Source organism: Burkholderia sp. RF4-BP95 (assembly GCF_001521985.1).
In the GTDB taxonomy this organism is placed as follows: Bacteria; Pseudomonadota; Gammaproteobacteria; order Burkholderiales; family Burkholderiaceae; genus Burkholderia; species Burkholderia diffusa.
Window position 1 is genome coordinate 38,636 of the sequence record NZ_LOSX01000008.1, and the last position, 24,202, is coordinate 62,837.

Genomic DNA, 24,202 nt, shown 5'->3' on the forward strand with positions numbered 1-24,202 from the left:
ATTCTTGTTCATCACATTTAGTTATTTGTGAATTTGATGTCCAACAACGTGACTGCAGAGCTCACAACCTGGCAGTCAAGGTCATGCGCCGGCTGCTCGTTACGCTGCAACAACAGGCTGAGAACACTCTCATTTTCCCAGCGAGTTCGATCGATGATTGGTTCGGCAAAGCCGAGATCCTCATCCAGAATGAATCGCGTGTTTTTCTCCGACCACATGTAATCGGGTGCCGCAAGCAAAGTCGCGGCCATTCGACCGCGGCTATGATCTCCGCGAGCGATGACATATACATTGTCGAATCGATCGATGACCACCTCCGGGCGACTTATCGGAATTTGCAGCGTCCCCTTCCCTCGCAATGCAAAAGGCTGAGTGCGCGCAGAAATGGTCTGATGCCGCCACTTCGCGCCATCGAAGTACAAATGCTGATACTGCGGAATGCCATCCGAATCGTCCGCATAGAAAACAATATGCGGACGGTTTCGGCTGTCCAATGCCATGCTGCACTGATTGATCAAATTACTTCCGGGCGAGATCGGGCAAATTATTTCAGCATTAACCTGGGTGATCGGAAGTTGATAGTCTCGACCCTTTGACGTCTTCCAACTGGCACCATTATCGAATGAACATGCATATCCGATATTCACATTGTTGATGAGATCGTCGTCACCGAGCGTATGCGTGCGCCATACGAAGCTGAGATGCAAGCTTCCGTCGTTGCCGATGGCCGGATGGTTCCAGTAAGCGTTGCTCGTCCAGGGCTTCGACTCACTGCCGCTGAGAATCGGCAAGGGGCGATCCGTCCAGCGCTTGGTCTCTTCGTCGTACGCCTTGAGGCGAGCGTTTCCGCTATCGTGCACGCCGTCACGATAAAGCAGGACGAGCGGAAATCCATGATGCGGCTGAATGAAGGTCGGATAGGTCACCCGTTCTTCGGACGTGCCCGTCATCGGAAGCTCATCCGTCCACTCGTTAATGTCGTTGGCCGTGATACTTCGGCGATAACGCAATCGCGTAGCGTGATGCCCGTAGCACAGGTGGATATGACCATTCCGGTCAACGCCGAGGCTAATACTATTGTGCGCGTCGTTCAGATCGTACGAACCTTCTACGTCATGGCTCTCGATCGCATCCGTCTTCAGATTGCGCCGAACAATGCGCAGCGTCCGTGAATCGACATAGAACGCAGTAACCTGCCAGTCCAGATGGGTCAGTATCCCGTGATGCCTGAAAATGACGGTATTGATGGTGTTACCGGCCCACGCATCACCGAGATGGAGCTTTGACAGCGTGACAACGTCGAAAGCGGAACTCGAATGAGCCAGTCCGCGCAATGCCGCGCTTGCGTCGCTTTCGAGATGGGTCGACGTCATGCCAAGCTCCTGACATTGTTGACTGATTCGCGCTTTGGTCAACAACACCTTGTCCGACCCGGGCGCGCCGACCCTGATCGACGACTCGAAATGTTTCAATGCCCGGGGGAAACTCCCTGCTACGACAGCGGCACGTCCCAGACTGTTATGCACGCCGGCGACGAGAATCTGACAAAGATGACGCTCGCTGACGCCCCAGTCCCGAGCGAGCCGCACATAGAGTTTGGCTTCGGCGAATCGTCCGAGTTGCAGACGCCCCGATGCCGCGAGCAAGGCCAACTTTGCACGCTCGGGATGGTGTTGCAGGGTGGCGCGCTCCAGTCGGGCGAGGCTTTGCCAATCGCCAAACTGCCACTGGGTACGTGCTCGTTCGAGCAGATTTTCGTCATAAGGCACGACGGTCTGCTCGGACCGAATCTCGACGATTTCGTTCGGCCGCACACGTTGACTTGCCAGTGCCCTGTAGCGCAAGTTCACCGACTTCTTTCTCATAGCTCTGGCTCTCGAAGCAGGATGTCCTTGATCAGCTCAAGCTGTGCTTCCGCGCGAATCATTTCTTCCTGCACCATCCTCTGACGCGCCTTCAACTCCGCATCGCTCTCCTGCTGATTTTCGAGCTGCTCTTGTAACGCGTTGATGTGCTCGATGTGCTCCGTCACCAGTCGGGAGGACTCGCCATGCTGACTCATCAAGGTCGACTTTTCACTTTCCAGCTGCTTTTTGGCTGCAACCAGAAGTTCGATCTCTCGTCTGCGTTCGCCCTCCTGTTTGACGGCATCCTCATACCGCGCCGCCAACGTCTGCCGCTCACGCTCGGATACGGCATTGGCTTGCTTCAGCGCATCGAGCTCACGCGAGCGCTCGGCCGCATGCTCGCTGGCATCTTCGAGTTGGGTGGTCAATGCCGAGTTTTGTTGTTCCAGTTCTGCTTTGCCTTGCGTGAGCTGTTCGATTTCACGATCGCGATCGATCGCATGCCTGACGACGTCGTCGTATTGCGCGACCAGCGCCAGATTTTCTCGCTCGAGACGTGCCCGATCCTGCGCAAGAACATCGACCTCGCGCGCGCGTTCGGCCACCTGCGTCGCAATCTCCGCTTGATGCCGCGTGGTCAGCCCCCTTACTTCGTGCTCCAGCCGCGCGACCATCCGCTCGAGATCCACGACGCGCCGCGCCTGCTCGGACGACTGCCTGAGCGTCGCCTCATGCCGCCCCTCCAGTGCCACCTTTTCCTGTTTGAGGTGCATCACGACCCGCTCCAGCGCTCCGACCTGCCTTGTACGCTCGACCACCTGAGCGCTGATCTCGTCGTGTTGCGCCAACGCCGACAACTTCTCCTGTTCCAGTTGCGCCCACGCCTGCTTCATCGACTCGACTTCCAGGCTACAAGCGATCAACTGCTCGATCACCTCCTCGTGCATTGCGATCGAGGCAAGAAGTTCTTCTTCCAGTTGAGTTTTTGCCTCCGTCAGGTCGGTGACGTCCTGACAGAGTTCGCCGACATGCTCGACGTTTCTCTCGTGCTGCTCGACGAGCTCGGAGCGCTCTTGCCCCAGTCGCATTTCGGCTTGCTTCAGGGTTTCAACTTCCCGCGTACGCTCGGCGACCTGTCTGACAGCATTTTCGTGACGAGCCACAAGTTCGGATTTTTCTCGCTCGAGGTCAGATTTCGTTCGCTCGAGGTCAGATTTCTCTCGCTCGAGGCGCGCGTTGGCTTGTTTAAGCGCATCGACTTCCTGATCTCGGGCGCCAGAATGCTTCAGCGCCGTTTCCTGATGCTTTACCAACGCGGACTTTTCCTGCGTCAGTTGCGCATTGACCCGCGTCAGCGCCTCGACCTCGCGCGTGCGTTCGGCAAGCAACTGCGCGCTCTCGTCACGCGCTCGAGCCAGACTGGCCAGTTGCTTCTCGATCTCGTCCCGACGCTCGGAAAATCCGGCACCCTGCTTCGCTTCGCGTTGGCGAGCTTGCTTGGCTTCATGGCGCAACTGGCTGGCTTGGCGAGCCTCCGAATCGCTGAATTTGGTATCCGATGGCAGGATGTCCAGCAAGGCTTCCGCTTCGACGAGACTGCCCGCCTCATGAAGCCTGAAGGCGAGCCATTTCAGTCGAAAGGACTTCGGCTCCAACGCGTACGCTCGTCGCGCCGCCTCTGCCGCGCTGGCGCGATCGCTATTCATCAGATGACGCCCGAGCGTCGTATAGCCGTTCGCCCGAGTGACCGGAGAAATCGAGTCGCGAGCCATCAGCTTTTCCACCGCCTCGAAGCCTCCGGCACCATACGCGGCAATGACCTTCGTAAAGTCCTTCCCGCCGAGCACTTCGGGGGGCGACTGGCGACGATAGTTGCGCCAGATCCTCCCAAGCGCGCCAGGTACGGAGAACAGCGTCTTCGGCGAATCGACGCCTTGAATCAAAAGATTCCCGAGCTTGATATTCAGGGCGTTTTCCCTCTCAAGCCGATGGACCTTTCTCTGCGCGTTCACCAACGCACGCAAGCGCTGATTTTCGGCCAAGGCATTGTGCAACTCGTCATCGACCTTGCTCGCGCTCGATCCGCGATTTCCCAATGCCCCGCTCGACCACTCGTCTTCTGCAGCTCTCTCCTGCCGATAACGGTGTTCGAGTTCTTCCTGCACCTGATGAAGCTGCAATAGCAGAATCTCGTTCTCCTCTTTCATTGCCTCGAGACGAGATTCAACATTGACCCGGATGGTCGAATTTTCTTGTTCGATCATTGTTTTATGCCCTTCCAAATGCCACGTGTATCGATGAGTACCTTTCCATCGATCCGGTCAGGTTTCACACTTTTGAATTCAGTGTGATCAACCAGCAAAACCAATATGTCGGCTCGCGAAAGCGCCTCGTCAAGCGTCACCAGATTCATTCCCGAAGTCGCCAAGTGTTCCGGCATTTCTTCGAGATTCGGCTCAACTATCATGATCTTGCCGGGATGGCTTTCGGCAAGAATCCCGGCGATTTGTAGCGCCGGACTTTCGCGCAAATCGTCGATATCCGCCTTGTATGTAACGCCCAGGCACGCGATGCGGATATCGCCACGCGTGGCGCCGGACGTCGTCATCTCGACAATGGCCTCGTTCACCCTGCGAATGACCCACTGCGGCTTGGCGTCGTTGACGTGACGAGCGGCCTGGATCAACGTCGATTCATCCGGCGCGCTGTCCACGATGAACCACGGATCGACGGCGATGCAGTGCCCACCCACCCCACAACTGGGTTGCAGGATATTCACGCGAGGATGCCGATTTGCCAGCTTGATGAGTTCCCAGACATCGATTCCCTGCTTGTCGCAGATCATCGAAAGCTCGTTGGCAAAAGCAATGTTGACATCACGAAAGCTGTTCTCGGTCAGCTTGCACATTTCCGCGGTGCGCACGTCCGTGACAATACAATCACCCTGCACAAATGACTTGTAGAGTGCGACGGCTGCGTCGGAACATCCGCGCGTCATACCGCCGATCACACGATCGTTGACGACCAGCTCATGGACGATGCGCCCGGGGAGAACCCGTTCAGGACAGTAGGCAATTCGAATATCGGATTCGTCACCCACCTGCTGCGGAAAACTGAGATCGGGGCGCATCTCTGCCAGCCAGTTGGCCAGCATTTCCGTCGTGCCAACCGGCGACGTCGATTCGAGAATGACGAGGTTGCCTTTGGAAAGCACGGGAGCGATCGACTTCGCCGCCGACTCGATGCAGTTCAAATCGGGCCGGTGATCCGGTGTCAACGGCGTCGGTACGGCAATGACGAATGCATCCGCCGGCTCGGCGTGCGCAGCCGCTCTCAGATAGCCGGCACCCACCGCCGCCTGAACCAGGATGTCCAGTTCAGGCTCGACGATGTGGATATCGCCACGGTTGATCGTATCGACGACGTACGGCGATACATCGACGCCAATCACCCGCAGTTTGCGTGAAGCGAATAGCGTTGCGGTCGGCAAGCCGATATAGCCGAGACCGATGATTGAAATGGTGTTCAACGTGTACTCACTAGAATATCGCGGATGCGTTGCGCAGCCTTGCCGTCCCCATACGGATTCGCCGCTCGCGCCATCGCGGCATAGCTCGCCGGGTCGTCGAGCAATCTGGTTGCTTCCGCAACTATCGTGGCTGAATCGGTCCCGACGATCTTTGCCGTACCGGCCGCAACGGCTTCGGGGCGTTCCGTCGTCTCGCGTGTCACAAGTACCGGCTTGCCCAAGGCCGGTGCTTCTTCCTGAATGCCACCGGAATCCGTAATGACCAGTGCTGCCCGGTTCATCAAGTAAACGAACGGCAGGTAATCCTGCGGTTCGATCAGGAACACGCCAGGAGCATGTGCAAGAAGTCGATGTACCGGCTGCTTGACCTTGGGATTGAGGTGCACCGGGAAAACGATTTCGACGTCGCCCCGCTGCGCAATTTCCAGCAGCGCGAGACAAACGGCCTCGTGCCCTTCGCCCAGATTTTCCCGGCGATGGCCAGTCACAAGAATCAAGCGCCTTTCCGGATTGAGGAAGGCGAATCGGGTATCCAGCGCTTTGCGCTGAGCGACATCCTCGCGCATGCCGGCCACGGTTTCCAACAGGGCATCGACAACCGTATTGCCCGTGATGTGGATGCGATCTTTCGAAACACCCTCTCGCAAAAGATTGTCACGCGCAGACGATGTCGGAGCGAAGTGATACTTCGCCAGAACGCTCGTAAGACGTCGATTCGCCTCCTCCGGCCACGGAGCCGACAAATTCCCGGTGCGCAGTCCTGCCTCCACGTGACCCACGCAGATTTGCCGATAATGTGCCGATAGCGCCGCGGCGAGCGTCGTCGACGTGTCGCCCTGTACCAGCACGAGGTCCGGACGAGCATCGCTCAACACGGAATCAAGGCCTGCCAATGCCTTGCTCGTCATCCCCAGAAGGGATTGATCGGGTGCCATGACGTCCAGATCGTAGTCGGGACGAACACGAAAGAACCCGAGCATCGAGTCGAGCATCTGCCGATGCTGCGCAGTCACGCAGACTTTCGTTTCGATCTCCGGATCCTTCTTCAGCACGTTGACCAACGGCGCCATCTTTATCGCTTCCGGTCGCGTTCCGAGCACGATCAAGGTTCTCATCGCCGTCCCCGATCTCAATCCACGTGATCCATGATGATGCTTTCCAGCAGCTTCACCACTCCGGCCAGCGCGGCCGCAACCAGCAACGTGACAAAGGCGTTGTAGAGCCGCCCCGGCTCCGTCGGATAACCCGGCTTGGTCGGCGTCTGAATGATCGAAACCATTTTCAAGGTCCGGGCAGCATCCATTCGCCCCTTCTCCAATGCGGACAAGGCCGTCTTGTACAGATCCTGAGCGAATCCAACCTGCATTTGGAGGCGCTGGAACTCCTCGACGGTGTAGTTGAGCGTTTTCCTCGACGGAGAAGCAAGTTCGGCGCGCTTCTGCGCGATCTGCTGCTCAAGCGCATTGAGCGTATTCCTGAGCATCACGACCGTAGGCTGGTTCGGACTCAGGGATGCCGGCAGTGCCGACAGCTGAGTCTGAACATCGGTCTTTTGCGCTTCGAGCTTGTCGATGATCGCGTTCAGACTCTCCACCGTTGCCTGCGGAGCGACCAGGCCTTTGCGGTTCTGAAAGTCGATTACGGTATGCGTTGCATCCAGAAGCCGATCGTGCGCCGCGGTCACTTGCCTCGACAGGAAGTCGACTTGCGATTGCGCCAGTTGATGACCGATCTGATTCATGTGGGCCTCGCCCTCGCGAACCATCAGTTTGACGATCGCCTGCGACATATCGGGATCGTATGCCTGCGCTCGAATATGCAATACCCCGCTATAGTCATCGTACTGAACGTCGACGCGCGACAACCAATACTGATAGAACCATTCGGTCGGTGCATTCTTGAACCACATCCGTGAAATGGGATCCCGGCGCCAGCTGCTGAAATGCGAGCGCAAATCCAGAGAAGCATCAAGCTTCTTGAGCATATCGAGCGACAAGAGATACTCCCGCAGCAGCAACTGATCGGCACGATTCGGGCCACCGGCACCCGGGACGATTGCAGATACGTCCACGCCCGGATTACTGATTTGATCGGTTGTCTGAATGATGACGTTAGCCTCGGACACGTAACGATCAGACGCAATCAACAACCAGTACGGAATGGACAGCACCGCGTAAATAAAAATCAGCTTGATAACCAGCCTAAAAATCCTGACAGAGCACACGACATCCTTGGCCCTTCGGAAAATGGCCACTAGCCGAGCGACGCCGCCCTCTTCCCCAATGGATAGCTGCTTTTTCATGCAAAAATACTTTCCTTGTACGCTCGCAATGCCTCGTCGAGATCATCGAACCAGGAAGCGCGACCTTCGTTTATCCAAATTCCGGACTGACAGAACTGCCGAAGCGTGCTTTCATCATGAGAAACCATGATCACGCTTGCCTGACTTGTTTTTCCCTTGAATGCGTCCGCAGCTTTTTTTCGGAACTTCGCGTCACCCGCAGCCGTAACCTCATCTGATATATATACGTCGAAGTCGAATGCGAGCGACAATGCAAATTGCAAACGCGATCTCATCCCCGACGAATAGGTTTGAACCGGTCTGTCGAAAGCCTCGCCCAGCTCGGCGAAATCCTGAATAAAGGCGAGCCGATCCCGAAGTTCGTCCTGTCGACCGTGAATCCGGCAGACAAATTTTGCGTTCTGCCGTCCGGTCAGCGTTCCCTCCAGCCCGCCCGCTCCCATCGGCCAGGACACACGGCACAGCCGCTCGACGCGCCCCTTGGTGGGATGGTCGACGCCACCGATGATGCGCAATAACGTCGACTTCCCTGCTCCGTTCACGCCGATCAGTGCAACGCTTTGTTTTGGCGGGATCGTCATGTCAATCCCGCGCAGCACCCATTTCCCGACGCCGTGCTCGGTCATGTAACGCTTGTGGACGTCCTCGATGCAGATCATCGCGTCACCAACTTATTAGAAAAGCGACGGTAAAGCGCCAGTCCTAATAACATGGCGCCAAGAGCCCACCCATAGAGATAAGTCAGACTGATTCCGGGTGCCGTGTGATACGACGGCAAAAAGCCGGTCCGCACCAATTCCAGACCATGCACGACCGGGTTGATCAGCAGAATGTCCCGATATGGATTCGGTATCGACATAATCGGAAACAAAGCCCCGGAAATGTAATAAAGCGGCAAATAAAACAGCTTGAAAATGTGATCCACTTCGGGGACGAAATTCATCGCCACCGACGTTACCAGGCCGAGCCCCAAGCCAAACAACCACAACCCCAGAAGACTGGCGATAGCCAATAACGGATCCGCCGGAAGCAAAATCGGATTGAGCAGGTCAGGTGTTATCACGCGCCCCGCAGCAAGCGCCGCCGCGATTATGATGATCGAGATCGGGACCATCAAAAAAAGCTCCAGCACCGCTCTCACGATCGCCGCGTCAAACGGCTTTACCTGCCGGTAAACAAAGAATGCGTAGTTGCAATCGATCCCGTGCAACACCTGAATCCATGTGCGCCGCCAGAGCAGGAAGCCAATGAATCCCGCGATGATCCACATCGTTATCGCAATTCCTCCGACTTCGTGGATCCGGAAAGTCGTATATCCGAAAGCGTGTATCGCGATATAAATCACGGGCTCCATCAGCAACCACAACCACGCCGCACGCGCCTCGAACAACCGATCCAGCGCCTCGCGCAGGAACATGGCTCTCCAGACGGAGACCGTGACCTCGAACGGAGTACGCACCTTTGCCGACATCGCGCCTTACTCCAGTTCCCGGTTAATGGTCGCCGTCGGGCTGGCCACCATCACGACGAGCGTCAGGAACTTCTTGAACTCGACCTCGGGCGAGTTCGAGACGTAAATCACGTCATGATTCTGAATCGGGAAATTCTGCGTCACGAAGAACGCGGCGGGATCCCGCAGGTTGATCTCGTAGACCACCGGCACCGTGCCATTGACAGCCCTCACCGTCTTGTCCTGCGCATCGACCAGCTTCGCGTCTTCGAACCGGAACACGAACACGCCACGCGCGTCGGCACGGTTGTCGTTGAGACCGCCCGAACGCGCGAGCGCCTGGGCCAGCGAAATGCCTTGCGCCTCGAACGGAATCTCGTCGTTCTTGCCCGTCGCGCCCAACACCGAGAAGCTTTGCGACTGGAAGAGCGCCGTCACGACATCGCCCGGCTTGAGCACGATGTTCTGGCGCGGATCGCGAATGACCGAATCGAGCGGCATCGTTGCAGTGACACTGCCTCGCGAAAGCTGCACGGCCATGCGGTTGACCGACTGCTTCACGCCGCCGGCGAATGCCAGCGCATCGAGCAGACGCTCGCCCTTCGGGGTCAACGGCATCAGTGCGCTCGTGTTGACCTCACCCACGACCGTGATGTTCGATGCATTGTTCTTGGTGACGCTGACGAGCACCTGCGGCAGATTTGCCTTGCCCTTGAGATGGCTGACGATGCTCGCCTCGATCTGCTCGGTCGTCCGCCCCTTGACGGCGATCCGCCCCGCGAACGGGATGGTGATCGTGCCGTCCGAGGCCACCATCTGGTTGGGCAACGTGACGCTATTGGCCGTGGCCGTCGTCATCGGCTGCGCGGGCGCCAGCGTGCTGAACAGCATCGCCGGCGGCGCCTCCCAGATCGTCACCTCGATGACGTCGCCCGGGCCGATCAAGTAGTTATTGGTAACCGCGCTCGGAAAAATGGTCGCGAACTGGCCCAGCTTCTTGCTATCGGCAAGCTTCCTCGCCAACGTGTCGTTGACGTCCACCAGTTGAATACCTTCGATGCGCCCGCCGGTCTCGGGTGCCTGCTGCACCTTCTGGCGAGACGCACCGGAAGCGGGTATCCAATCCGGATAGGTCCCACACCCCGAAAGCGCCAAAGCGGCAAGGACGGAGATTGCCAATAAACTCTTTTTCATGGATCTTGAGGTCAAGACTTTTTACTATTGATTTGCCAGCGTCATTTCCCGGGCGTTCAATCAACGCATCCCCCCGAACACCCGGCCGCTTTTTCATCAGTCGATTGGCTCGATCAGGCCATCGACCTCTCAAAAATTCTTCACTTAAATTTGCATTCTTTCGGCCATTGGCGACCGAAAAAGCAACAAACCCACCCTCTGTGACAGCAGAAGAAATGGTTACTGCATGTCAATTTCCGCCACGGATTCAGGCTCGATGGCGAACGAACTTCAGAAATTCATGGGAAATAACCGAAACGACGGCACGTCTTAAAACCGCGCCCGGCCTTGCCAGCCGGCCGTCTGCGCCTGTTATCGGGGTGGTCGATCCCGCTCCGGCAATCGCACTGTCCGCTCAGGTTCTCGCAACTTACAGCGCAGGTCTCCCAAACGCCGGCATTATCGCATGGAAGTAGGACATGTCCGAATTCAGTCCGAAAACCATAGGATCAGTCCGCATCCGCGATCTCACGGTAATAAGCGGTAATTAACTCGGATTGCACTCCGGAATTAACAATGCCCGTGTCGCGGCAAACGGCGTGCGTCGCGCTGATTGAAACGTTTTCGATACCGGCGTCCAGGCAGGCGCGGCGGTTGTCTCGGTCTCACAGGTCGGTTATAACCGTGCGACGAATATCGGCCGCAGGCCGTTCTTTAAACCCGTCTTGGAGCCCTCATGCCGAACCTGGAATCCGCCCAGCAATTCCTGATGACCCGCGGCCTCGACTTTGGCCTCAATCTCCTCGCCGCGATCGTGTTGTGGTTCGTCGGCCGCTGGGCGATCCGCATCGCCACGCGCCTGCTCGGTAAGGTCGTGCGCCGCAGCGGCAAGGTCGACCCGACGCTCACCGACTATCTGACCTCGGTCGTCAGCGTGCTGCTGACGATCCTGCTGATCCTCGCGATCCTGCAGATCTTCGGCGTGCAGACCACGTCGTTCGCCGCGCTGCTCGCCGGCCTCGGCCTCGCGATCGGCACCGCCTGGGGCGGCCTGCTCGCCCACTTCGCCGCCGGCGTGTTCATGCAGGTGCTGCGGCCGTTCAAGATCGGCGACGTGGTCAGCGCGGGCGGCGTCACCGGCACGGTGAAGGAACTCGGTCTGTTCGGCACGACGATCATCACCGCCGACAACATCGTGACGATCGTCGGCAACAACAAGATCTTCTCGGACAACATCTCGAACTACAGCGCGACGCCGCATCGCCGCGTCGACCTGACCGCCAAGATCGCGAACGGCGTGGATGCGGTCGATGCGATCAACCGCCTGAAGTCGCAGATCCAGCAGATCCCGAACGTGCTGCCTCAGCCGGCGCCGGACGTCGGCGTGCTGCAGTTCACGCCGGAAGGCCCGCTGCTGTTCGTGCGTCCGTCGACGCAGCCGGAGAACTACTGGCAGGTGTACTGCGATACCAATCGCGTGATTCTCGAGACGTTCCGCGACGCGCAATACCCGACGCCCGAAACGCCGATCTTTCATCGCACGACCTGACGGAACGATGGCGCCCGACGGCCCGCCGGATTCTGGCTGAAGCAGCCTGCGTCGAGCAGCCGGAACGGCCGATACCGCCACTCGGCAATCGGCCGGACCGCACGGACGAAAAAAAAGCGTGGCAGCCGCCACGCTTTTTTATTGCGCCGAAGCGAAGACGTTCGGCTCAGTGGCCGCCCGCGTTCGGCGTATCGCCCGATCGCCGGCCGCGCACCAGCTTCCACAGCGCGCCCAGCGCAACCGGCACGATCGCCGCACCGATCCCGGCCAGCACGATCACGTTCAGATACTGGCGGATGAACGGAATATTGCCGAAGAAGTAGCCGAGCAGCACCAGCAGCAGCACCCAGACCAGCGCGCCGATCACGTTGAACAACTGGAAGCGCGCGACGCTCATCGACGACGCGCCGGCGACGAACGGCGCGAACGTGCGCACGACCGGGATGAAGCGCGCGAGCACGATCGTCTTGCCGCCGTGCTTGTCGTAGAACATGTGGGTCTTCTGCAGCGCCGCGCGATCGAGGAAGCGCTCGAGCACCGGGATATGCGTATTGAACACCTTCGGCCCGATCCAGCGGCCGATCAGGTAGTTGACGGTATTGCCGGCAATTGCCGCGACCAGCAGCAGCACGATCAGCCCGCCGACGTTCATGTCGCCCGTCGCCGCGAACGCGCCGCCGATGAACAGCAGCGAATCGCCCGGCAGGAACGGCAGCACGACGAGCCCCGTCTCGCAGAACACGATCAGGAACAGCACCAGATACACCCACGCACCGTACTGCCGGATGAAGTCGCCGAGGAACGCGTCGATATGCAGGACCAGGTTGACGAAATGAAGCAGCGTATCCAAATGCGATTCCTCGAAGGCGAAAGGGCCGGAACGGCCGAAAAAGCGGAAGTGCCCGCCGGACAAGGCGGCGCGCGGAACGGAGCCATCATACCGAAACTACCTTAAGGCTCCGTGAAAAAACGTAACCGGCCGCGGCCCGGCACGCCTCCGCCGCCTCGCTATAATTCGGCCATGTCCGAAATCACCGAAACGGCCGCGGGCGCCGCGCCCGCCCCTGCTCCGCGCCCGCTGCGCGCGATCCAGCCCCTGCCCGACCAGCTGATCAGCCAGATCGCGGCCGGCGAGGTCGTCGAACGCCCGGCGTCGGTCGTCAAGGAGCTGCTCGAAAACGCGATGGACGCCGGCGCGACGACGCTGCGCATCGTGCTCGAGGAAGGCGGCGTCAAGCGCATCTCGATCACCGACGACGGCTGCGGAATCCCGCCCGCCGAACTGCCGCTCGCGCTGATGCGTCACGCGACGAGCAAGATCCGCTCGCTCGAGGAGCTCGAGGCGGTCGCGACGCTGGGTTTTCGCGGCGAAGCCCTCGCGTCGATCGCGTCGGTCGCCGAAATGTCGATCACGAGCCGCACGGCCGACGTCGCGCATGCGACGAAGATCGACGCGACCACGGGCGCGCTGTCGCCGGCCGCCGGCGCGGTCGGCACGACGATCGAGGTGCGCGAGCTGTACTTCAACACGCCCGCGCGCCGCAAGTTCCTGAAAAGCGAGCAGACCGAGTTCGGCCACTGCCTCGAAATGATCCGCCGCGCGGCGCTCGCGCGGCCGGACGTCGCGATCTCGGTGCTGCACAACGGCAAGGCCGTCGAGCACTGGAACGCGACCGAGCCCGCACTGCGGGTCGCGAAGATTCTCGGCGACGGCTTCGCGACCGCGCACCTGCCGCTCGACGAGCAGGCCGGGCCGCTCGCCGTCTACGGCTGCGCGGGCCTGCCGACCGCGAGCCGCGGCCGCGCCGACCAGCAATACTTCTTCGTCAACGGCCGCTTCGTGCGCGACAAGCTGCTCACGCACGCGGTACGCGCGGCGTACGAGGACGTCCTCCACGGCGATCGCTACCCGTCGTACGTGCTGTTCCTCGACCTGCCGCCGGAAGCCGTCGACGTGAACGTGCATCCGTCGAAGATCGAGGTGCGGTTCCGCGATTCGCGCTCGATCCACCAGTACGTGTTCCACGCGGTGCAACGCGCACTCGCGCGCCACGCAGGCGCGTCGCCGGAAACCACCGCGGGCGGCCATGCCGCGCAACTCTCGCCGGCGCCGAGCGGCCCCGCGTCGTTCCTGAATACGCCGCTCGGCCAGGGCGCGGCCACCGGCACGGGCGGCAGCGGCTTCTCGGCGCCGCCGTCATCGTCGTCGGGCAACACGTGGATGCGCCAGGCGCGCATGACGCAGGGCACGCTGCCGGTCGCGCAACCGCTCGCGCTCTACGATGCGCTGTTCGGCCGCAAGGACACGGGTGCGGGCACACCGGACGGCACGACGATCGTCGCCCGCGATTCGGCCGAGGCAGCCAATGCGCCAGTCGCGCCGCTGCCGGGCTTCGCCGCGTCGTCGCTTGGCGCCGCCGTACACGACGAGCAGCCGCTCGGCTTCGCGCTCGGCCAGATCCACGGGATTTACGTGCTCGCGCAGAACGCGCACGGCCTCGTGATCGTCGACATGCACGCCGCGCACGAACGGATCCTCTACGAACAGTTCAAGAACGCGCTCGCCGACCGCACGGTCGCGGTGCAATCGCTGCTGCTGCCGATATCGATGACGGCGACGCCGGTCGAGATCGGCACGGTCGAGGAAGAACGCGACACGCTCGAATCGCTCGGCTTCGATCTCGCGGTGCTGTCGCCGACGACGCTCGCGATCCGCGCGGTGCCCGCGCTGCTGAAGGACGCCGACTTGCAGTCGCTCGCGCGCGCGGTGCTCGCCGACCTGCACGCGTTCGGCGGCTCGCGCGTGCTCACAGAGCGCCAGCACGAGCTGCTCGGCACGCTCGCGTGTCACCACGCGGTGCGCGCGAACCGGCGCCTGACGCTCGACGAGATGAACGCGCTGCTGCGCCAGATGGAAGCGACCGAACGCGCGGACCAGTGCAATCACGGCCGGCCGACGTGGTATCAGCTCACGCTGAACGATCTCGACCGTCTCTTCATGCGCGGCCAATGAACGCTTCACCGCAGTCCCGCCCAACGACGATCGCCTGCCTGCTCGGCCCCACCGCATCGGGCAAGACGGCCGCGGCGCTGGCGCTTGCCGCGCGCCGTCCGATCGAGATCGTCAGCGTCGATTCCGCGCTCGTCTACCGCGGCATGGATATCGGCACCGCGAAACCGACGCGCGACGAGCGCGCGAGCGTGCAGCACCACCTGATCGACATCATCGACCCGGCCGACGCCTATTCGGCGGCCGAATTCCGAGCGGACGCGCTGCGCGTGATCGGCGAGATCGCCGCGCGCGGCCGCACGCCGCTGCTCGCGGGCGGCACGATGCTGTACTACAAGGCGCTGACGCAGGGCCTCAACGATCTGCCGACCGCCGATCCGGCCGTGCGCGCCGAGCTCGATGCCGACGCCGCGCGCGACGGCTGGCCGGCACTCCATGCGCGGCTCGCGCAGGTCGACCCGGCGACGGCCGCACGGCTCGCGCCGAACGATTCGCAGCGGATCCAGCGCGCGCTCGAAGTGTTCCTGCTGAGCGGGCAGCCGATGTCGGCGCTGCTCGCCGCACCGCGCCGCGCGGACGATGCCGCCGCCGCGTACCGCTTCGTCCCGGTGGCGCTCGAGCCGTCGGACCGCGCGGTGCTGCACGCGCGCATCGCGCAACGTTTCGACGCGATGCTCGACGCGGGCTTCATCGACGAAGTCGAACGGCTGCGCCGCCGCGAGGATCTGCATCTCGGCCTGCCGTCGATGCGCTGCGTCGGCTACCGGCAGGCATGGGAATTCCTCGACGGCGACACCGATTTCCGGACCATGCGCGACAAAGGCATCTTCGCGACGCGCCAGCTGTGCAAACGGCAGATCACGTGGCTGCGCGCGATGCCGAAGCGGATCGTCGTCGACTGCGTCGCGCCGGATTCGACCGACCGCGCGGTCGATGCGCTCGAGCGCGTGCTGGACGGCCGTATCGAGGATCGCTAACGGAGCCCCATCGGCCCGCATCGCCCCTGCCCCGGAAAGAAGCTCTTCGCGGAATTTCGTGAACCGATGACGGCTTGTGCCTCTGGCCGCGAAGATCCCGACTCTGTCGCCGCGATGACCGTGGTCATCCGTTGTGGGCGAATGCCAACACGATCGCGTTGCCCAGTTCATCAACAACCCTGTCCGACGCGCCGGGCGCCGCAAACATCGTGAACTCGACATCGGGCAGGGCCGGCAGGCCGGCATCCGGGGGGATCGCACGCAAGCCGTGCGCCAGTTGTGTATGCACGATTGGCGTCACCGCAAAGCCCGCGTGCGCGGCGGCGCACAGGCCGGCGCCACTCGGGCACACCAGCACGATCCGGTAATCCACGCCCGCGCGGGCCAGTGCTGCCAGCGAGGCCTCGCGATACGGGCAGGGTTCCGGCAGCAGCGCGATCGGCACCGGTACACCCGGCGTGAGCGGCGCCCAATCCGCACCGGCCCACACAAGCGGCTCGCGCCAGAGCACGCGTCCGGTGGGGCCGCCGTGGCAGCGTCCACCCATCACCACATCCAGCTCGCCGTGATCCAGCGCCTGGAGCAATTCGCCCGGGATACCGACCCGGATGCTGAACGCGATGCGCGGGTACCGCGCGGCAAACGCCTGCATCACGTGCATCAGCCTGACATTGGCGAGGTCTTCCGACAGACCCACGCGGATCGTGCCCGCACTCGGTTCGCGCAGCAGTTGCGCCCGCGCGTCCTGATTGAGCGCGAGGATGGCGCGCGCGTAACCCAGCAGCAGTTCGCCGTCCACCGTGAGCGTGACCGAGCGCGTGGTGCGCACGAGCAGGTCACGGCCGATCTGTTTTTCCAGGCGCCGAAGATGCGCGCTGACGGCAGACTGCGTCAGATTCAGACGGGCCGCGGCATGCGTGAATCCGCCTTCCTGGACGACGGTCACGAAAGAGCGCAACAAAACGGTATCGAACATGAGATGTCCCGCAATACAGTGCGAACGCTACTGAATAGCGCGATGATACTTCGTTTATATTTCGAATCGAACTATGTTCTGATGAGGGCCGTCAACCCGTCAGGAGCCGTTCCATGTCGACCTTGCTGCATATCGAATCTTCTCCGCGCAAGTCGCGGTCCGCATCACGCGACGTTGCGCACGCGTATCTGGAAGCCTGGCGCGACGCGCATCCGGAGCATCGGGTCGACGTGCTCGACCTCTGGGCGACGCCATTACCGGAACTCGACGGCGATGCGCTCGATGCCAAATACGCGGACTTGAGCGGCACGCCGCTCAGTGAAGGCCAGCAACAAGCGTGGGCAGGTTTCCGGCAGCTCGCGCAGCGGATGCACGACGCGGATACGCTGCTGTTCTCCGTGCCGCTGTGGAATTTCTCCATCCCCTACAAGCTCAAGCATTTCATCGACGCCGTGTCCCACCGCGGCCTCCTCTTCTCATTCGACGAGCGTGGGTTAGCGGGATTGCTGAACGGCAAGAAAGCAGTCGTGATCTACGCGAGAGGCCTCGATTATTCGAGGCAATCGAGCACGCCCGCCGAGTCGTTCGACTTTCAGCGGCCGTTTCTTGAAGCGTGGCTGCGCTTCATCGGTATCACCGACATCGAATCGATCATCGTCGAGAAAACGCTGTTTGGACCTGAAGTCGATCACGCGGGCAGAGAGGCTGCGCGCGAACAGGCAGTGACGCTGGCACACGCAGCTTCATCATCCGCTTCGGCTTCGGTTGATGGCTGAACTGGCCATGGCTGGAAGCATCAACAACGCCGTCAAGGTCATCGAGCGTCGGGCTTAAGGGTATCCCGGGACGGGGAGTCCTTCTCCCCGGAGATTCGCGTCGCGTCCTCCGGGAATCCTCGAAGAACCGAAAAAAAAGCCGCCCGGATCGACTCCGGGCGGCTTTCCTTGCTGCATCTTGCGTGCGGTGCGTCAGACCACGACCGTCTGCGCCTCGCCTTCACGGCTTGCACGCACGGTGCCGATCTTCCATACCTGCTCGCCGGCGGCCGTCAGGTCGGCGATCGCTGCGTCGGCATCGGCCGCCGCGACGATCACGGCCATCCCGATCCCGCAGTTGAACACGCGGTGCATTTCGGCGTCGGCGACGCCGCCGTGCTCCTGCAGCCACTTGAACAGCGGCGGCAGCGGCCACGCGTTCTGGTCGAGCTCGGCCGTGAGGCCTTCGCGCAGCACGCGCGGAATGTTCTCGACGAGGCCGCCGCCGGTGATGTGGGCCATGCCCTTCACCGACAGCTTCTGCATCAGCGCGAGCAGCGGCTTCACGTAGATGCGCGTGGGCGCCATCAGCGTGTCGGCCAGCGAACGGCCGTGGAAATCGGCGGACAGGTCGGGGTTCGCGCGCTCGATGATCTTGCGCACGAGCGAGAAGCCGTTCGAGTGGATGCCGCTCGAGGCAAGGCCGAGCACCACGTCGCCTTCGGCGATCGTGCTGCCGTCGATGATCTTGCTCTTCTCGACCGCGCCGACCGCGAAACCGGCCAGATCGTATTCGCCGTCCGGGTACATGCCCGGCATTTCGGCCGTCTCGCCGCCGATCAGCGCGCAGCCCGACAGTTCGCAGCCGTGCGCGATGCCCTTGACGACCGTTGCGGCCGTGTCGACATCGAGCTTGCCGCACGCGAAGTAGTCGAGGAAGAACAGCGGCTCGGCACCCTGCACGAGGATGTCGTTCACGCTCATCGCCACCAGGTCCTGGCCGACGGTGTCGTGATTGTTCAGATGAAAGGCCAGCTTGAGCTTGGTGCCCACGCCGTCGGTGCCCGACACGAGCACGGGCTCCTTGTACTTCTTCGGCACTTCGAACAGCGCGCCGAACCCGCCGATGCCGCCGAGCACGCCGTCGCGCAGGGTTTTCTTCGCAAAAGGCTTGATCTTGTCGATGAGCGCGTCGCCTGCGTCGATGTCGACGCCTGCGTCGCGGTAGGACAGACCCTGAGCGTCGGGAGCGGATTTCGGAGGATTCATGGGGGAATGCGAGAAGGTCGGTAAAATGCGATTTTACCCGAAGCCGGCCCGTTGGCCGGAATTCCCAGCACCGAATCGTCAGGGATTGCATCTTGGTCGACACGTCCCCGTTTTCATCGCCACGCGAGCCGCGCCGAAACCCGCGCGCCGCCGTGCGTGCGGCCGCGTGTGCAGGCACCGGAGCAGCCCCCCGCGCGTGCCCGGCGTACGGCGCGCGTTTCATCAACCGACCCGCATTGTGACTGTTGTGTCCCGTCAACTGACGCTCGATCTCGGCACGCCGCCGCCCGCCACGTTCGACAACTTCATCATGAATGAGGAGAACGACGAGCTCATCTCGCGGCTCCAGAAGCTCGACCTCGCGCTCGCGGCGGGGCCCGTGCCGGACCGGTCGTTCTATATCTGGGGCGAGCCCGGCAGCGGCCGCACCCACCTGCTGCAGGCGCTCGTGAGCGACGCGTCGTACGGCTACGCGCGCTACCTGACGCCGCAAAGCCCGCTCGGCGCGTTCACGTTCGACCCGCGCATCGGCATCTACGCGATCGACGACTGCGACCGGATGAGCGACACGCAGCAGGTCGCGCTGTTCAACCTGTTCAACGAGGTCCGCGCGCACCCGTCGAGCGCGTTCGTCGCGGCGGGTCCCGCGGCGCCGCTCGCGCTCGACGTGCGCGAGGATCTGCGCACGCGCCTCGGCTGGGGGCTCGTGTTTCACCTGTCGCCGCCGTCCGATGCCGGCAAGATCGCCGTGCTGAAGCTCGCGGCGAAGGAGCGCGGGATCGCGCTCACCGACGACATCGCCGCCTACCTGTTGACCCATTTCCGCCGCGACATGCCGAGCCTGATGGCGCTGCTCGACGCGCTCGACCGCTTCTCGCTCGAGCAGAAGCGCGCCGTCACGCTGCCGCTGCTGCGCCGGATGCTGGCCCGCCCCGGCGACGACATCGCACCACCGGGCACAGGCCCGAACCGCTTCGAGTAAAATGCGCATCCATGACTAATCTGGCACTCTTTGACCTCGATCACACGCTGATCCCGACCGATAGCGACCACGAATGGGGCCGCTTCATGGTGAAGCTCGGCATCGTCGACGCGGAAAGCTTCTCGCGTCAGAACGATCAGTTCTTCGCCGACTACAAGGCCGGCAAGCTCGACATCCATGCGTACCTGTGCGCGATGCTCACGCCGCTCGCGAAGTATTCGCGCGCGCAGCTCGCCGAATGGCACGAGCAGTACATGCACGAGGTGATCCGCCCCGCGATGACACCCGCCGCGCTCGAACTCGTGCGCAAGCACATCGATGCCGGCGACCTGTGCTGCGTCGTGACCGCGACCAACGAGTTCATCACGCGTCCGATCGCGACCGCGTTCGGCGTCGACACGCTGATCGCCTGCGAGGTCGAAACGACCGACGGGCACCCCGATTCGCCGTACACGGGCCGGCCGACCGGCACGCCGAGCTATCGCGAGGGCAAGATCGTGCGCACCGAAGCGTGGCTCGCGTCGCTCGGCAAGCACTGGGACGACTTCGAACACAGCTACTTCTATAGCGACTCGCACAACGACATCCCGTTGCTCGAGAAAGTCACCGACCCGATCGCGACCAACCCCGACGACACGCTGCGTGCGCATGCAAGCGACCGCGGCTGGCGCATCCTCGATCTCTTCTGAACGTCGTGATCAAAAAATTCATTCGCAAGCTGCTCGGCCAGGACGGCGCCGAACAAACGTCGCCCGTCGAGGCGCCCGCCGCCGACACGGCCCCTGCCCAGCGCCCCGCGAAGGGTAGCCGCGGCAGCACCGCCAGGAAGCCGCGCAGCAATCACGAACCGACCGTCGTGCCGGCCAGCGTGCATCAGATCGATCCGTCGCTGATCTCGCGCAATGCCGTACGCGTGACCGACACGCTGCAGCAGGCGGGCTTTCGCGCGTTCATCGTCGGCGGCGCGGTGCGCGACCTGCTGCTCGGCATCGCACCGAAGGACTTCGACGTCGCGACCGACGCGACGCCGACCGAGGTGCAGCGCCTGTTCCGCCGCGCGCGCCTGATCGGCCGCCGCTTCCAGATCGTCCACGTGCAGTTCGGCCAGGAACTGATCGAGGTGTCGACGTTCCGCGCCCTGGTCGACGCCCCGCCCGAAGCCGCCGCGGCCGAGCCGCCGAAGCGCCTGAAGCGCGACGAACTCGATCGCCGCACGCATGCGGTGGACGCCAGCGGCCGCGTGCTGCGCGACAACGTGTGGGGCGAACAGCACGAAGACGCCGCGCGCCGCGACTTCACGATCAACGCGATGTATTACGACCCGTCGACGCAGACGGTGCTCGACTACCACGACGGGATGGCCGACATGCGCGCCCGTCTGCTGCGGATGATCGGCGACCCGGCCACGCGCTATCGCGAGGATCCGGTGCGGATGCTGCGCGTCGTGCGTTTCGCGGCGAAGCTCGGCTTCGAGATCGAGCCGCACACGCGCGAGCCGATCAACGCGCTCGCCGACCTGATCAACAACGTGCCGGCCGCGCGCCTGTTCGACGAAATGCTGAAGCTGCTGCTGTCGGGCCACGCGCTCGCATGCCTGAAGCAGCTGCGCAAGGAAGGCCTGCACCATGGGCTGCTGCCGCTCCTCGACGTCGTGCTCGAACAACCGCAGGGCGAGAAGTTCATCACGCTCGCGCTGAACAACACCGACGCGCGCGTGCGCGCCGGCAAGACGGTGTCGCCGGGCTTCCTGTTCGCGACGCTGCTGTGGCACGACATGCGCCAGCGCTTCGAGCAATACTCGGCGGAAGGCGAATTCCCGGTGCCGGCGCTCCATCGCGCGATGGACGACGTGATCGACATGCAGACCGAGAAACTCGCGATCCACAAGCGCTACTCGGCCGACATGCGCGAGATCTGGGGCCTGCAGCTGCGCCTCGAAAAACGCTCGGGCCGCAGCGCGATGCGGCTGCTGGAACACCAAAGGTTTAGAGCGGGGTATGATTTCCTCCTGTTACGCTGCGAATCCGGCGAGCTCGATGCGGAAGTCGGACAGTGGTGGACGGATTTCATCGAAGGCGACGCGGCCGCGCGCGAGGCACTCCTCACGCAGGGCGGCTCGAAGGAAAAATCGCCCCGCAAGCGGCGCCGCCGCGGCGGTGCGCGAAATCGCAAGCCGGGCGAAGGCGCCGCCGAGCAGGCGCCGGACACCGCGGGCGGTTCCGACGACTGACGCGCTCGCCGGCGAACGACGTAGGAAGTGATGCCATGACGGTTGCATATATCGGACTGGGGGCGAATCTCGGCGATGCGCGCCAGACCCTGAAGGACGCGGTGGTGTGCCTCGCGCAGCAGCGCACCATCTCGATCCTCGGCAAATCGAGCCTGTATCGCACGGCGCCCTTCGAAGCGGGCGGCGACGATTACTACAATTGCGTCGTCAAGCTCGACACGACGCTGTCGGCCCGTGAGTTGCTCGCGCTCTGCCAGAAGATCGAACATCACTTCGGGCGCGAGCGCCCGTATCGCAACGCGCCGCGCACGCTCGACCTCGACATCCTGCTGTTCGGCACGGATTCGATCGACGAACCCGACCTGATCGTCCCGCATCCGCGCCTCACCGATCGCGCATTTGCGCTCGTGCCGCTCGTCGAGATCGAGCCCGCGCTCGACATCCCCGCGCGCGGCCGCGCCGATGCGTACCTCGCCTCCGTCGCGGATCAGCGCGTCGAGAAGGTGCAGACCTGTCAGTGCCTGATGCAGAAGGCCCTTGCCGCCGGCGCTGACGCCGACAAGAACCGCTGCCGATGAACATCACTCCGCTGACCGTCACCGCGCCCGACCTGCGCGCCCCGCATCGCTATCTGGTGATCGAAGGGCCGATCGGCGTCGGCAAGACGACGCTCGCGCGCCTGTTCGCCGAGCGCTGGTCGATGCAGACGCTGCTCGAGCGCCCGCAGGACAACCCGTTCCTCGAACGCTTCTATCGCGACACCGCGCGCTACGCGCTGCCCGCGCAGCTGTCGTTCGCGCTGCAGCGCGCGCAGCAGGCACGCGAACTGATCGGCGCGCTCGATACGGGCCGGCCGGTCGTCGCCGATTTCATGCCGCAGAAGAACGACATCTTCGCGCGGCTGAACCTGCCGGAAGACGAATGGCAGTTGTACCGGTCGATCGCGACGCACCTCGACGTTCCGCAGGCCCCCGCGCCCGATCTCGTCGTCTATCTGCAGGCGAGCCCCGAAGTGCTGTTCTCGCGCATCCAGAAGCGCGGGCTGCCGATGGAGCTGCAGATCAGCGACGCGTACCTGCGCTCGCTCGTCGATGCGTACAACGAATTCTTCTATCACTACGACCGCACGCCGGTGCTCACGGTCGCAGCCGAACACCTGAACCCGCAAGACTCCCCCGAAGACCTCGCTCTGCTGATCGAGCGCATCGACACGATGCGCGGCCGCAAGGAATTCTTCGTCAAGGGCGAAACGACGCGCTGACGCGTCCTCGCCCGTCGTTCCTCCCCCATCGAACCGGATTTCCCATGACCTATCTCCAGGAATCGAGCCGGCCTGCCGTCACTGTGCCCAAGCTGCAGGCAATGCGCGAAGCCGGCGAGAAGATCGCGATGCTCACCTGCTACGACGCGAGCTTTTCCGCGCTGCTCGATCGCGCCGGCACCGACGTGCTGCTGATCGGCGACTCGCTCGGCAACGTGCTGCAGGGCCACACCACCACGCTCCCCGTGTCGATCGACGACATCGCGTACCACACCGCATGCGTCGCGCGTGCGCAGCCGCGCGCGCTCGTCGTTGCCGATCTGCCGTTCGGCACGTACGGCACGCCGGCGGAGGCGTTCGCAAACGCGGTCACGCTGATGCGCGCCGGCGCGCAGATGGTCAAGCTCGAAGGCGGCGAATGGCTCGCCGACACGATCCGCTTCCTCGTCGAACGCTCGGTGCCGGTGTGCGCGCACCTCGGCCTCACGCCGCAGTCGGTTCACGCGTTCGGCGGCTTCAAGGTGCAGGGCCGCACGGAAGCCGGCGCCGCGCAGCTGCTGCGCGATGCGCGCGCGGTCGAGGACGCGGGCGCGCAGCTCGTGGTGCTCGAAGCGGTGCCGACGCTCGTCGCGTCCGAAGTCACGCACATGCTGAAGATCCCGACGATCGGCATCGGCGCGGGCCTCGAATGCTCGGGCCAGGTACTGGTGCTGCACGACATGCTCGGTATTTTCCCCGGCAAGCGCCCGCGTTTCGTGAAGGATTTCATGCAGGGCCAGCCGAACATCCAGGCGGCCGTCGAGGCGTACGTGAGCGCGGTGAAGGACGGCACGTTCCCGGGCCCGGAACACTCGTTCTGACGCGCGGCCGGCGCCCGTTCGATACGAAAAAA

21 protein-coding genes are annotated in these 24,202 nt (G+C 62.6%); 10 read left to right on the plus strand and 11 right to left on the minus strand.

From position 1 onward, the window contains the following. Window positions 1-17: 17 nt before the first annotated feature. The 8 genes from WS46_RS00720 to WS46_RS00760 are packed head-to-tail and all read right to left on the minus strand — an operon-like array spanning window position 18 to window position 10,322. A complete protein-coding gene (locus tag WS46_RS00720) occupies window positions 18-1,865 on the minus strand; it encodes a BNR repeat-containing protein (RefSeq protein ID WP_059689031.1) in 1,848 nt (615 codons plus the stop codon). Continuing rightward, window positions 1,862-4,111 carry a hypothetical protein gene (locus WS46_RS34945; RefSeq protein ID WP_156443057.1) on the minus strand — a complete coding sequence of 750 codons (2,250 nt, stop codon included), beginning with the start codon at window positions 4,109-4,111 and terminating at the stop codon, window positions 1,862-1,864. The genes WS46_RS00720 and WS46_RS34945 overlap by 4 nt, the downstream gene beginning before the upstream one ends. Continuing rightward, window positions 4,108-5,376, minus strand: coding sequence for a UDP-N-acetyl-D-mannosamine dehydrogenase (gene wecC, locus WS46_RS00735; protein ID WP_059689034.1), 1,269 nt, complete (start codon window positions 5,374-5,376; stop codon window positions 4,108-4,110). Before wecC ends, WS46_RS34945 begins: the two co-directional genes overlap by 4 nt. Continuing rightward, complete coding sequence (gene wecB / locus WS46_RS00740; RefSeq protein ID WP_059689035.1) at window positions 5,373-6,491, minus strand: non-hydrolyzing UDP-N-acetylglucosamine 2-epimerase; 1,119 nt, start codon at window positions 6,489-6,491, stop codon at window positions 5,373-5,375. Before wecB ends, wecC begins: the two co-directional genes overlap by 4 nt. 14 nt (window positions 6,492-6,505) lie before the next feature. Further along, window positions 6,506-7,678 (minus strand): chain-length determining protein, encoded by a 1,173-nt coding sequence (locus tag WS46_RS00745; RefSeq protein WP_257129895.1) that lies wholly within the window; start codon window positions 7,676-7,678, stop codon window positions 6,506-6,508. Beyond that, window positions 7,675-8,337 carry an ABC transporter ATP-binding protein gene (locus tag WS46_RS00750; RefSeq protein ID WP_059689036.1) on the minus strand — a complete coding sequence of 221 codons (663 nt, stop codon included), beginning with the start codon at window positions 8,335-8,337 and terminating at the stop codon, window positions 7,675-7,677. Before WS46_RS00750 ends, WS46_RS00745 begins: the two co-directional genes overlap by 4 nt. Beyond that, on the minus strand, window positions 8,334-9,149 hold the full coding sequence (locus tag WS46_RS00755) for an ABC transporter permease (RefSeq protein WP_059689037.1): 816 nt from the start codon (window positions 9,147-9,149) through the stop codon (window positions 8,334-8,336). The genes WS46_RS00750 and WS46_RS00755 overlap by 4 nt, the downstream gene beginning before the upstream one ends. A gap of 6 nt (window positions 9,150-9,155) precedes the next feature. Beyond that, on the minus strand, window positions 9,156-10,322 hold the full coding sequence (locus WS46_RS00760; RefSeq protein ID WP_059689038.1) for a polysaccharide biosynthesis/export family protein: 1,167 nt from the start codon (window positions 10,320-10,322) through the stop codon (window positions 9,156-9,158). A gap of 715 nt (window positions 10,323-11,037) precedes the next feature. Between WS46_RS00760 and WS46_RS00765 the strand changes: the two genes are divergently transcribed. Then, window positions 11,038-11,850, plus strand: coding sequence for a mechanosensitive ion channel family protein (locus WS46_RS00765; RefSeq protein WP_059535436.1), 813 nt, complete (start codon window positions 11,038-11,040; stop codon window positions 11,848-11,850). A 166-nt stretch (window positions 11,851-12,016) separates the two neighbouring features. On the opposite strand, the gene WS46_RS00770 is transcribed toward WS46_RS00765, so the two are convergent. Beyond that, complete coding sequence (locus WS46_RS00770) at window positions 12,017-12,700, minus strand: DedA family protein (protein ID WP_059689132.1); 684 nt, start codon at window positions 12,698-12,700, stop codon at window positions 12,017-12,019. 171 nt (window positions 12,701-12,871) lie between these two features. On the opposite strand from WS46_RS00770, the gene mutL reads away from it, so the two are divergent. Together mutL and miaA are read left to right on the plus strand one after the other, a co-directional pair. Further along, a complete protein-coding gene (mutL, locus tag WS46_RS00775; RefSeq protein WP_059689039.1) occupies window positions 12,872-14,863 on the plus strand; it encodes a DNA mismatch repair endonuclease MutL in 1,992 nt (663 codons plus the stop codon). Next, on the plus strand, window positions 14,860-15,837 hold the full coding sequence (miaA, locus tag WS46_RS00780; RefSeq protein ID WP_059689040.1) for a tRNA (adenosine(37)-N6)-dimethylallyltransferase MiaA: 978 nt from the start codon (window positions 14,860-14,862) through the stop codon (window positions 15,835-15,837). Before mutL ends, miaA begins: the two co-directional genes overlap by 4 nt. 124 nt (window positions 15,838-15,961) lie before the next feature. On the opposite strand, the gene WS46_RS00785 is transcribed toward miaA, so the two are convergent. Next, the gene (locus tag WS46_RS00785) at window positions 15,962-16,813 is read right to left on the minus strand and encodes a LysR substrate-binding domain-containing protein (protein WP_059689041.1); all 852 of its coding nucleotides are present in this window, start codon (window positions 16,811-16,813) and stop codon (window positions 15,962-15,964) included. 113 nt (window positions 16,814-16,926) lie between these two features. Between WS46_RS00785 and WS46_RS00790 the strand changes: the two genes are divergently transcribed. Then, complete coding sequence (locus tag WS46_RS00790; RefSeq protein WP_059689042.1) at window positions 16,927-17,589, plus strand: FMN-dependent NADH-azoreductase; 663 nt, start codon at window positions 16,927-16,929, stop codon at window positions 17,587-17,589. Window positions 17,590-17,781: 192 nt separating this feature from the next. Here WS46_RS00790 and purM read toward each other — a convergent pair whose 3' ends face one another. Then, window positions 17,782-18,837, minus strand: coding sequence for a phosphoribosylformylglycinamidine cyclo-ligase (gene purM / locus WS46_RS00795; RefSeq protein WP_059689043.1), 1,056 nt, complete (start codon window positions 18,835-18,837; stop codon window positions 17,782-17,784). A gap of 247 nt (window positions 18,838-19,084) precedes the next feature. Between purM and hda the strand changes: the two genes are divergently transcribed. Genes hda through panB form a run of 6 tightly spaced genes read left to right on the plus strand, consistent with a single transcriptional unit; the run spans window position 19,085 to window position 24,170 of the window. After that, window positions 19,085-19,819, plus strand: coding sequence for a DnaA regulatory inactivator Hda (hda, locus tag WS46_RS00800; RefSeq protein WP_006760485.1), 735 nt, complete (start codon window positions 19,085-19,087; stop codon window positions 19,817-19,819). An 11-nt stretch (window positions 19,820-19,830) separates the two neighbouring features. Further along, a complete protein-coding gene (locus WS46_RS00805) occupies window positions 19,831-20,508 on the plus strand; it encodes an HAD family phosphatase (protein ID WP_059535426.1) in 678 nt (225 codons plus the stop codon). Window positions 20,509-20,513: 5 nt separating this feature from the next. Then, complete coding sequence (gene pcnB, locus WS46_RS00810) at window positions 20,514-22,049, plus strand: polynucleotide adenylyltransferase PcnB (protein WP_059535424.1); 1,536 nt, start codon at window positions 20,514-20,516, stop codon at window positions 22,047-22,049. A gap of 35 nt (window positions 22,050-22,084) precedes the next feature. Further along, complete coding sequence (gene folK / locus WS46_RS00815) at window positions 22,085-22,627, plus strand: 2-amino-4-hydroxy-6-hydroxymethyldihydropteridine diphosphokinase (protein WP_059535422.1); 543 nt, start codon at window positions 22,085-22,087, stop codon at window positions 22,625-22,627. Next, window positions 22,624-23,310 (plus strand): deoxynucleoside kinase, encoded by a 687-nt coding sequence (locus WS46_RS00820; RefSeq protein WP_059465459.1) that lies wholly within the window; start codon window positions 22,624-22,626, stop codon window positions 23,308-23,310. Before folK ends, WS46_RS00820 begins: the two co-directional genes overlap by 4 nt. Before the next feature lie 44 nt (window positions 23,311-23,354). Further along, complete coding sequence (gene panB / locus WS46_RS00825; RefSeq protein WP_059535421.1) at window positions 23,355-24,170, plus strand: 3-methyl-2-oxobutanoate hydroxymethyltransferase; 816 nt, start codon at window positions 23,355-23,357, stop codon at window positions 24,168-24,170. The last annotated feature ends 32 nt before the right edge of the window (window positions 24,171-24,202 follow it).

Bases quoted from the DNA above. Each gene is read 5' to 3' on its own strand.
- WS46_RS00805 (WP_059535426.1), top strand. From the start codon at position 19,831: ATGACTAATCTGGCACTCTTTGACCTCGATCACACGCTGATCCCGACC.
- purM (WP_059689043.1), bottom strand. From the start codon at position 18,837: ATGAATCCTCCGAAATCCGCTCCCGACGCTCAGGGTCTGTCCTACCGC.
- WS46_RS00765 (WP_059535436.1), top strand. From the start codon at position 11,038: ATGCCGAACCTGGAATCCGCCCAGCAATTCCTGATGACCCGCGGCCTC.
- WS46_RS00720 (WP_059689031.1), bottom strand. From the start codon at position 1,865: ATGAGAAAGAAGTCGGTGAACTTGCGCTACAGGGCACTGGCAAGTCAA.
- WS46_RS00755 (WP_059689037.1), bottom strand. From the start codon at position 9,149: ATGTCGGCAAAGGTGCGTACTCCGTTCGAGGTCACGGTCTCCGTCTGG.
- WS46_RS00745 (WP_257129895.1), bottom strand. From the start codon at position 7,678: ATGAAAAAGCAGCTATCCATTGGGGAAGAGGGCGGCGTCGCTCGGCTA.
- WS46_RS00750 (WP_059689036.1), bottom strand. From the start codon at position 8,337: ATGATCTGCATCGAGGACGTCCACAAGCGTTACATGACCGAGCACGGC.
- WS46_RS00790 (WP_059689042.1), top strand. From the start codon at position 16,927: ATGTCGACCTTGCTGCATATCGAATCTTCTCCGCGCAAGTCGCGGTCC.
- panB (WP_059535421.1), top strand. From the start codon at position 23,355: ATGACCTATCTCCAGGAATCGAGCCGGCCTGCCGTCACTGTGCCCAAG.
- WS46_RS00820 (WP_059465459.1), top strand. From the start codon at position 22,624: ATGAACATCACTCCGCTGACCGTCACCGCGCCCGACCTGCGCGCCCCG.
- WS46_RS00785 (WP_059689041.1), bottom strand. From the start codon at position 16,813: ATGTTCGATACCGTTTTGTTGCGCTCTTTCGTGACCGTCGTCCAGGAA.
- WS46_RS00760 (WP_059689038.1), bottom strand. From the start codon at position 10,322: ATGAAAAAGAGTTTATTGGCAATCTCCGTCCTTGCCGCTTTGGCGCTT.
- wecB (WP_059689035.1), bottom strand. From the start codon at position 6,491: ATGAGAACCTTGATCGTGCTCGGAACGCGACCGGAAGCGATAAAGATG.
- miaA (WP_059689040.1), top strand. From the start codon at position 14,860: ATGAACGCTTCACCGCAGTCCCGCCCAACGACGATCGCCTGCCTGCTC.
- folK (WP_059535422.1), top strand. From the start codon at position 22,085: ATGACGGTTGCATATATCGGACTGGGGGCGAATCTCGGCGATGCGCGC.
- WS46_RS34945 (WP_156443057.1), bottom strand. From the start codon at position 4,111: ATGATCGAACAAGAAAATTCGACCATCCGGGTCAATGTTGAATCTCGT.
- mutL (WP_059689039.1), top strand. From the start codon at position 12,872: ATGTCCGAAATCACCGAAACGGCCGCGGGCGCCGCGCCCGCCCCTGCT.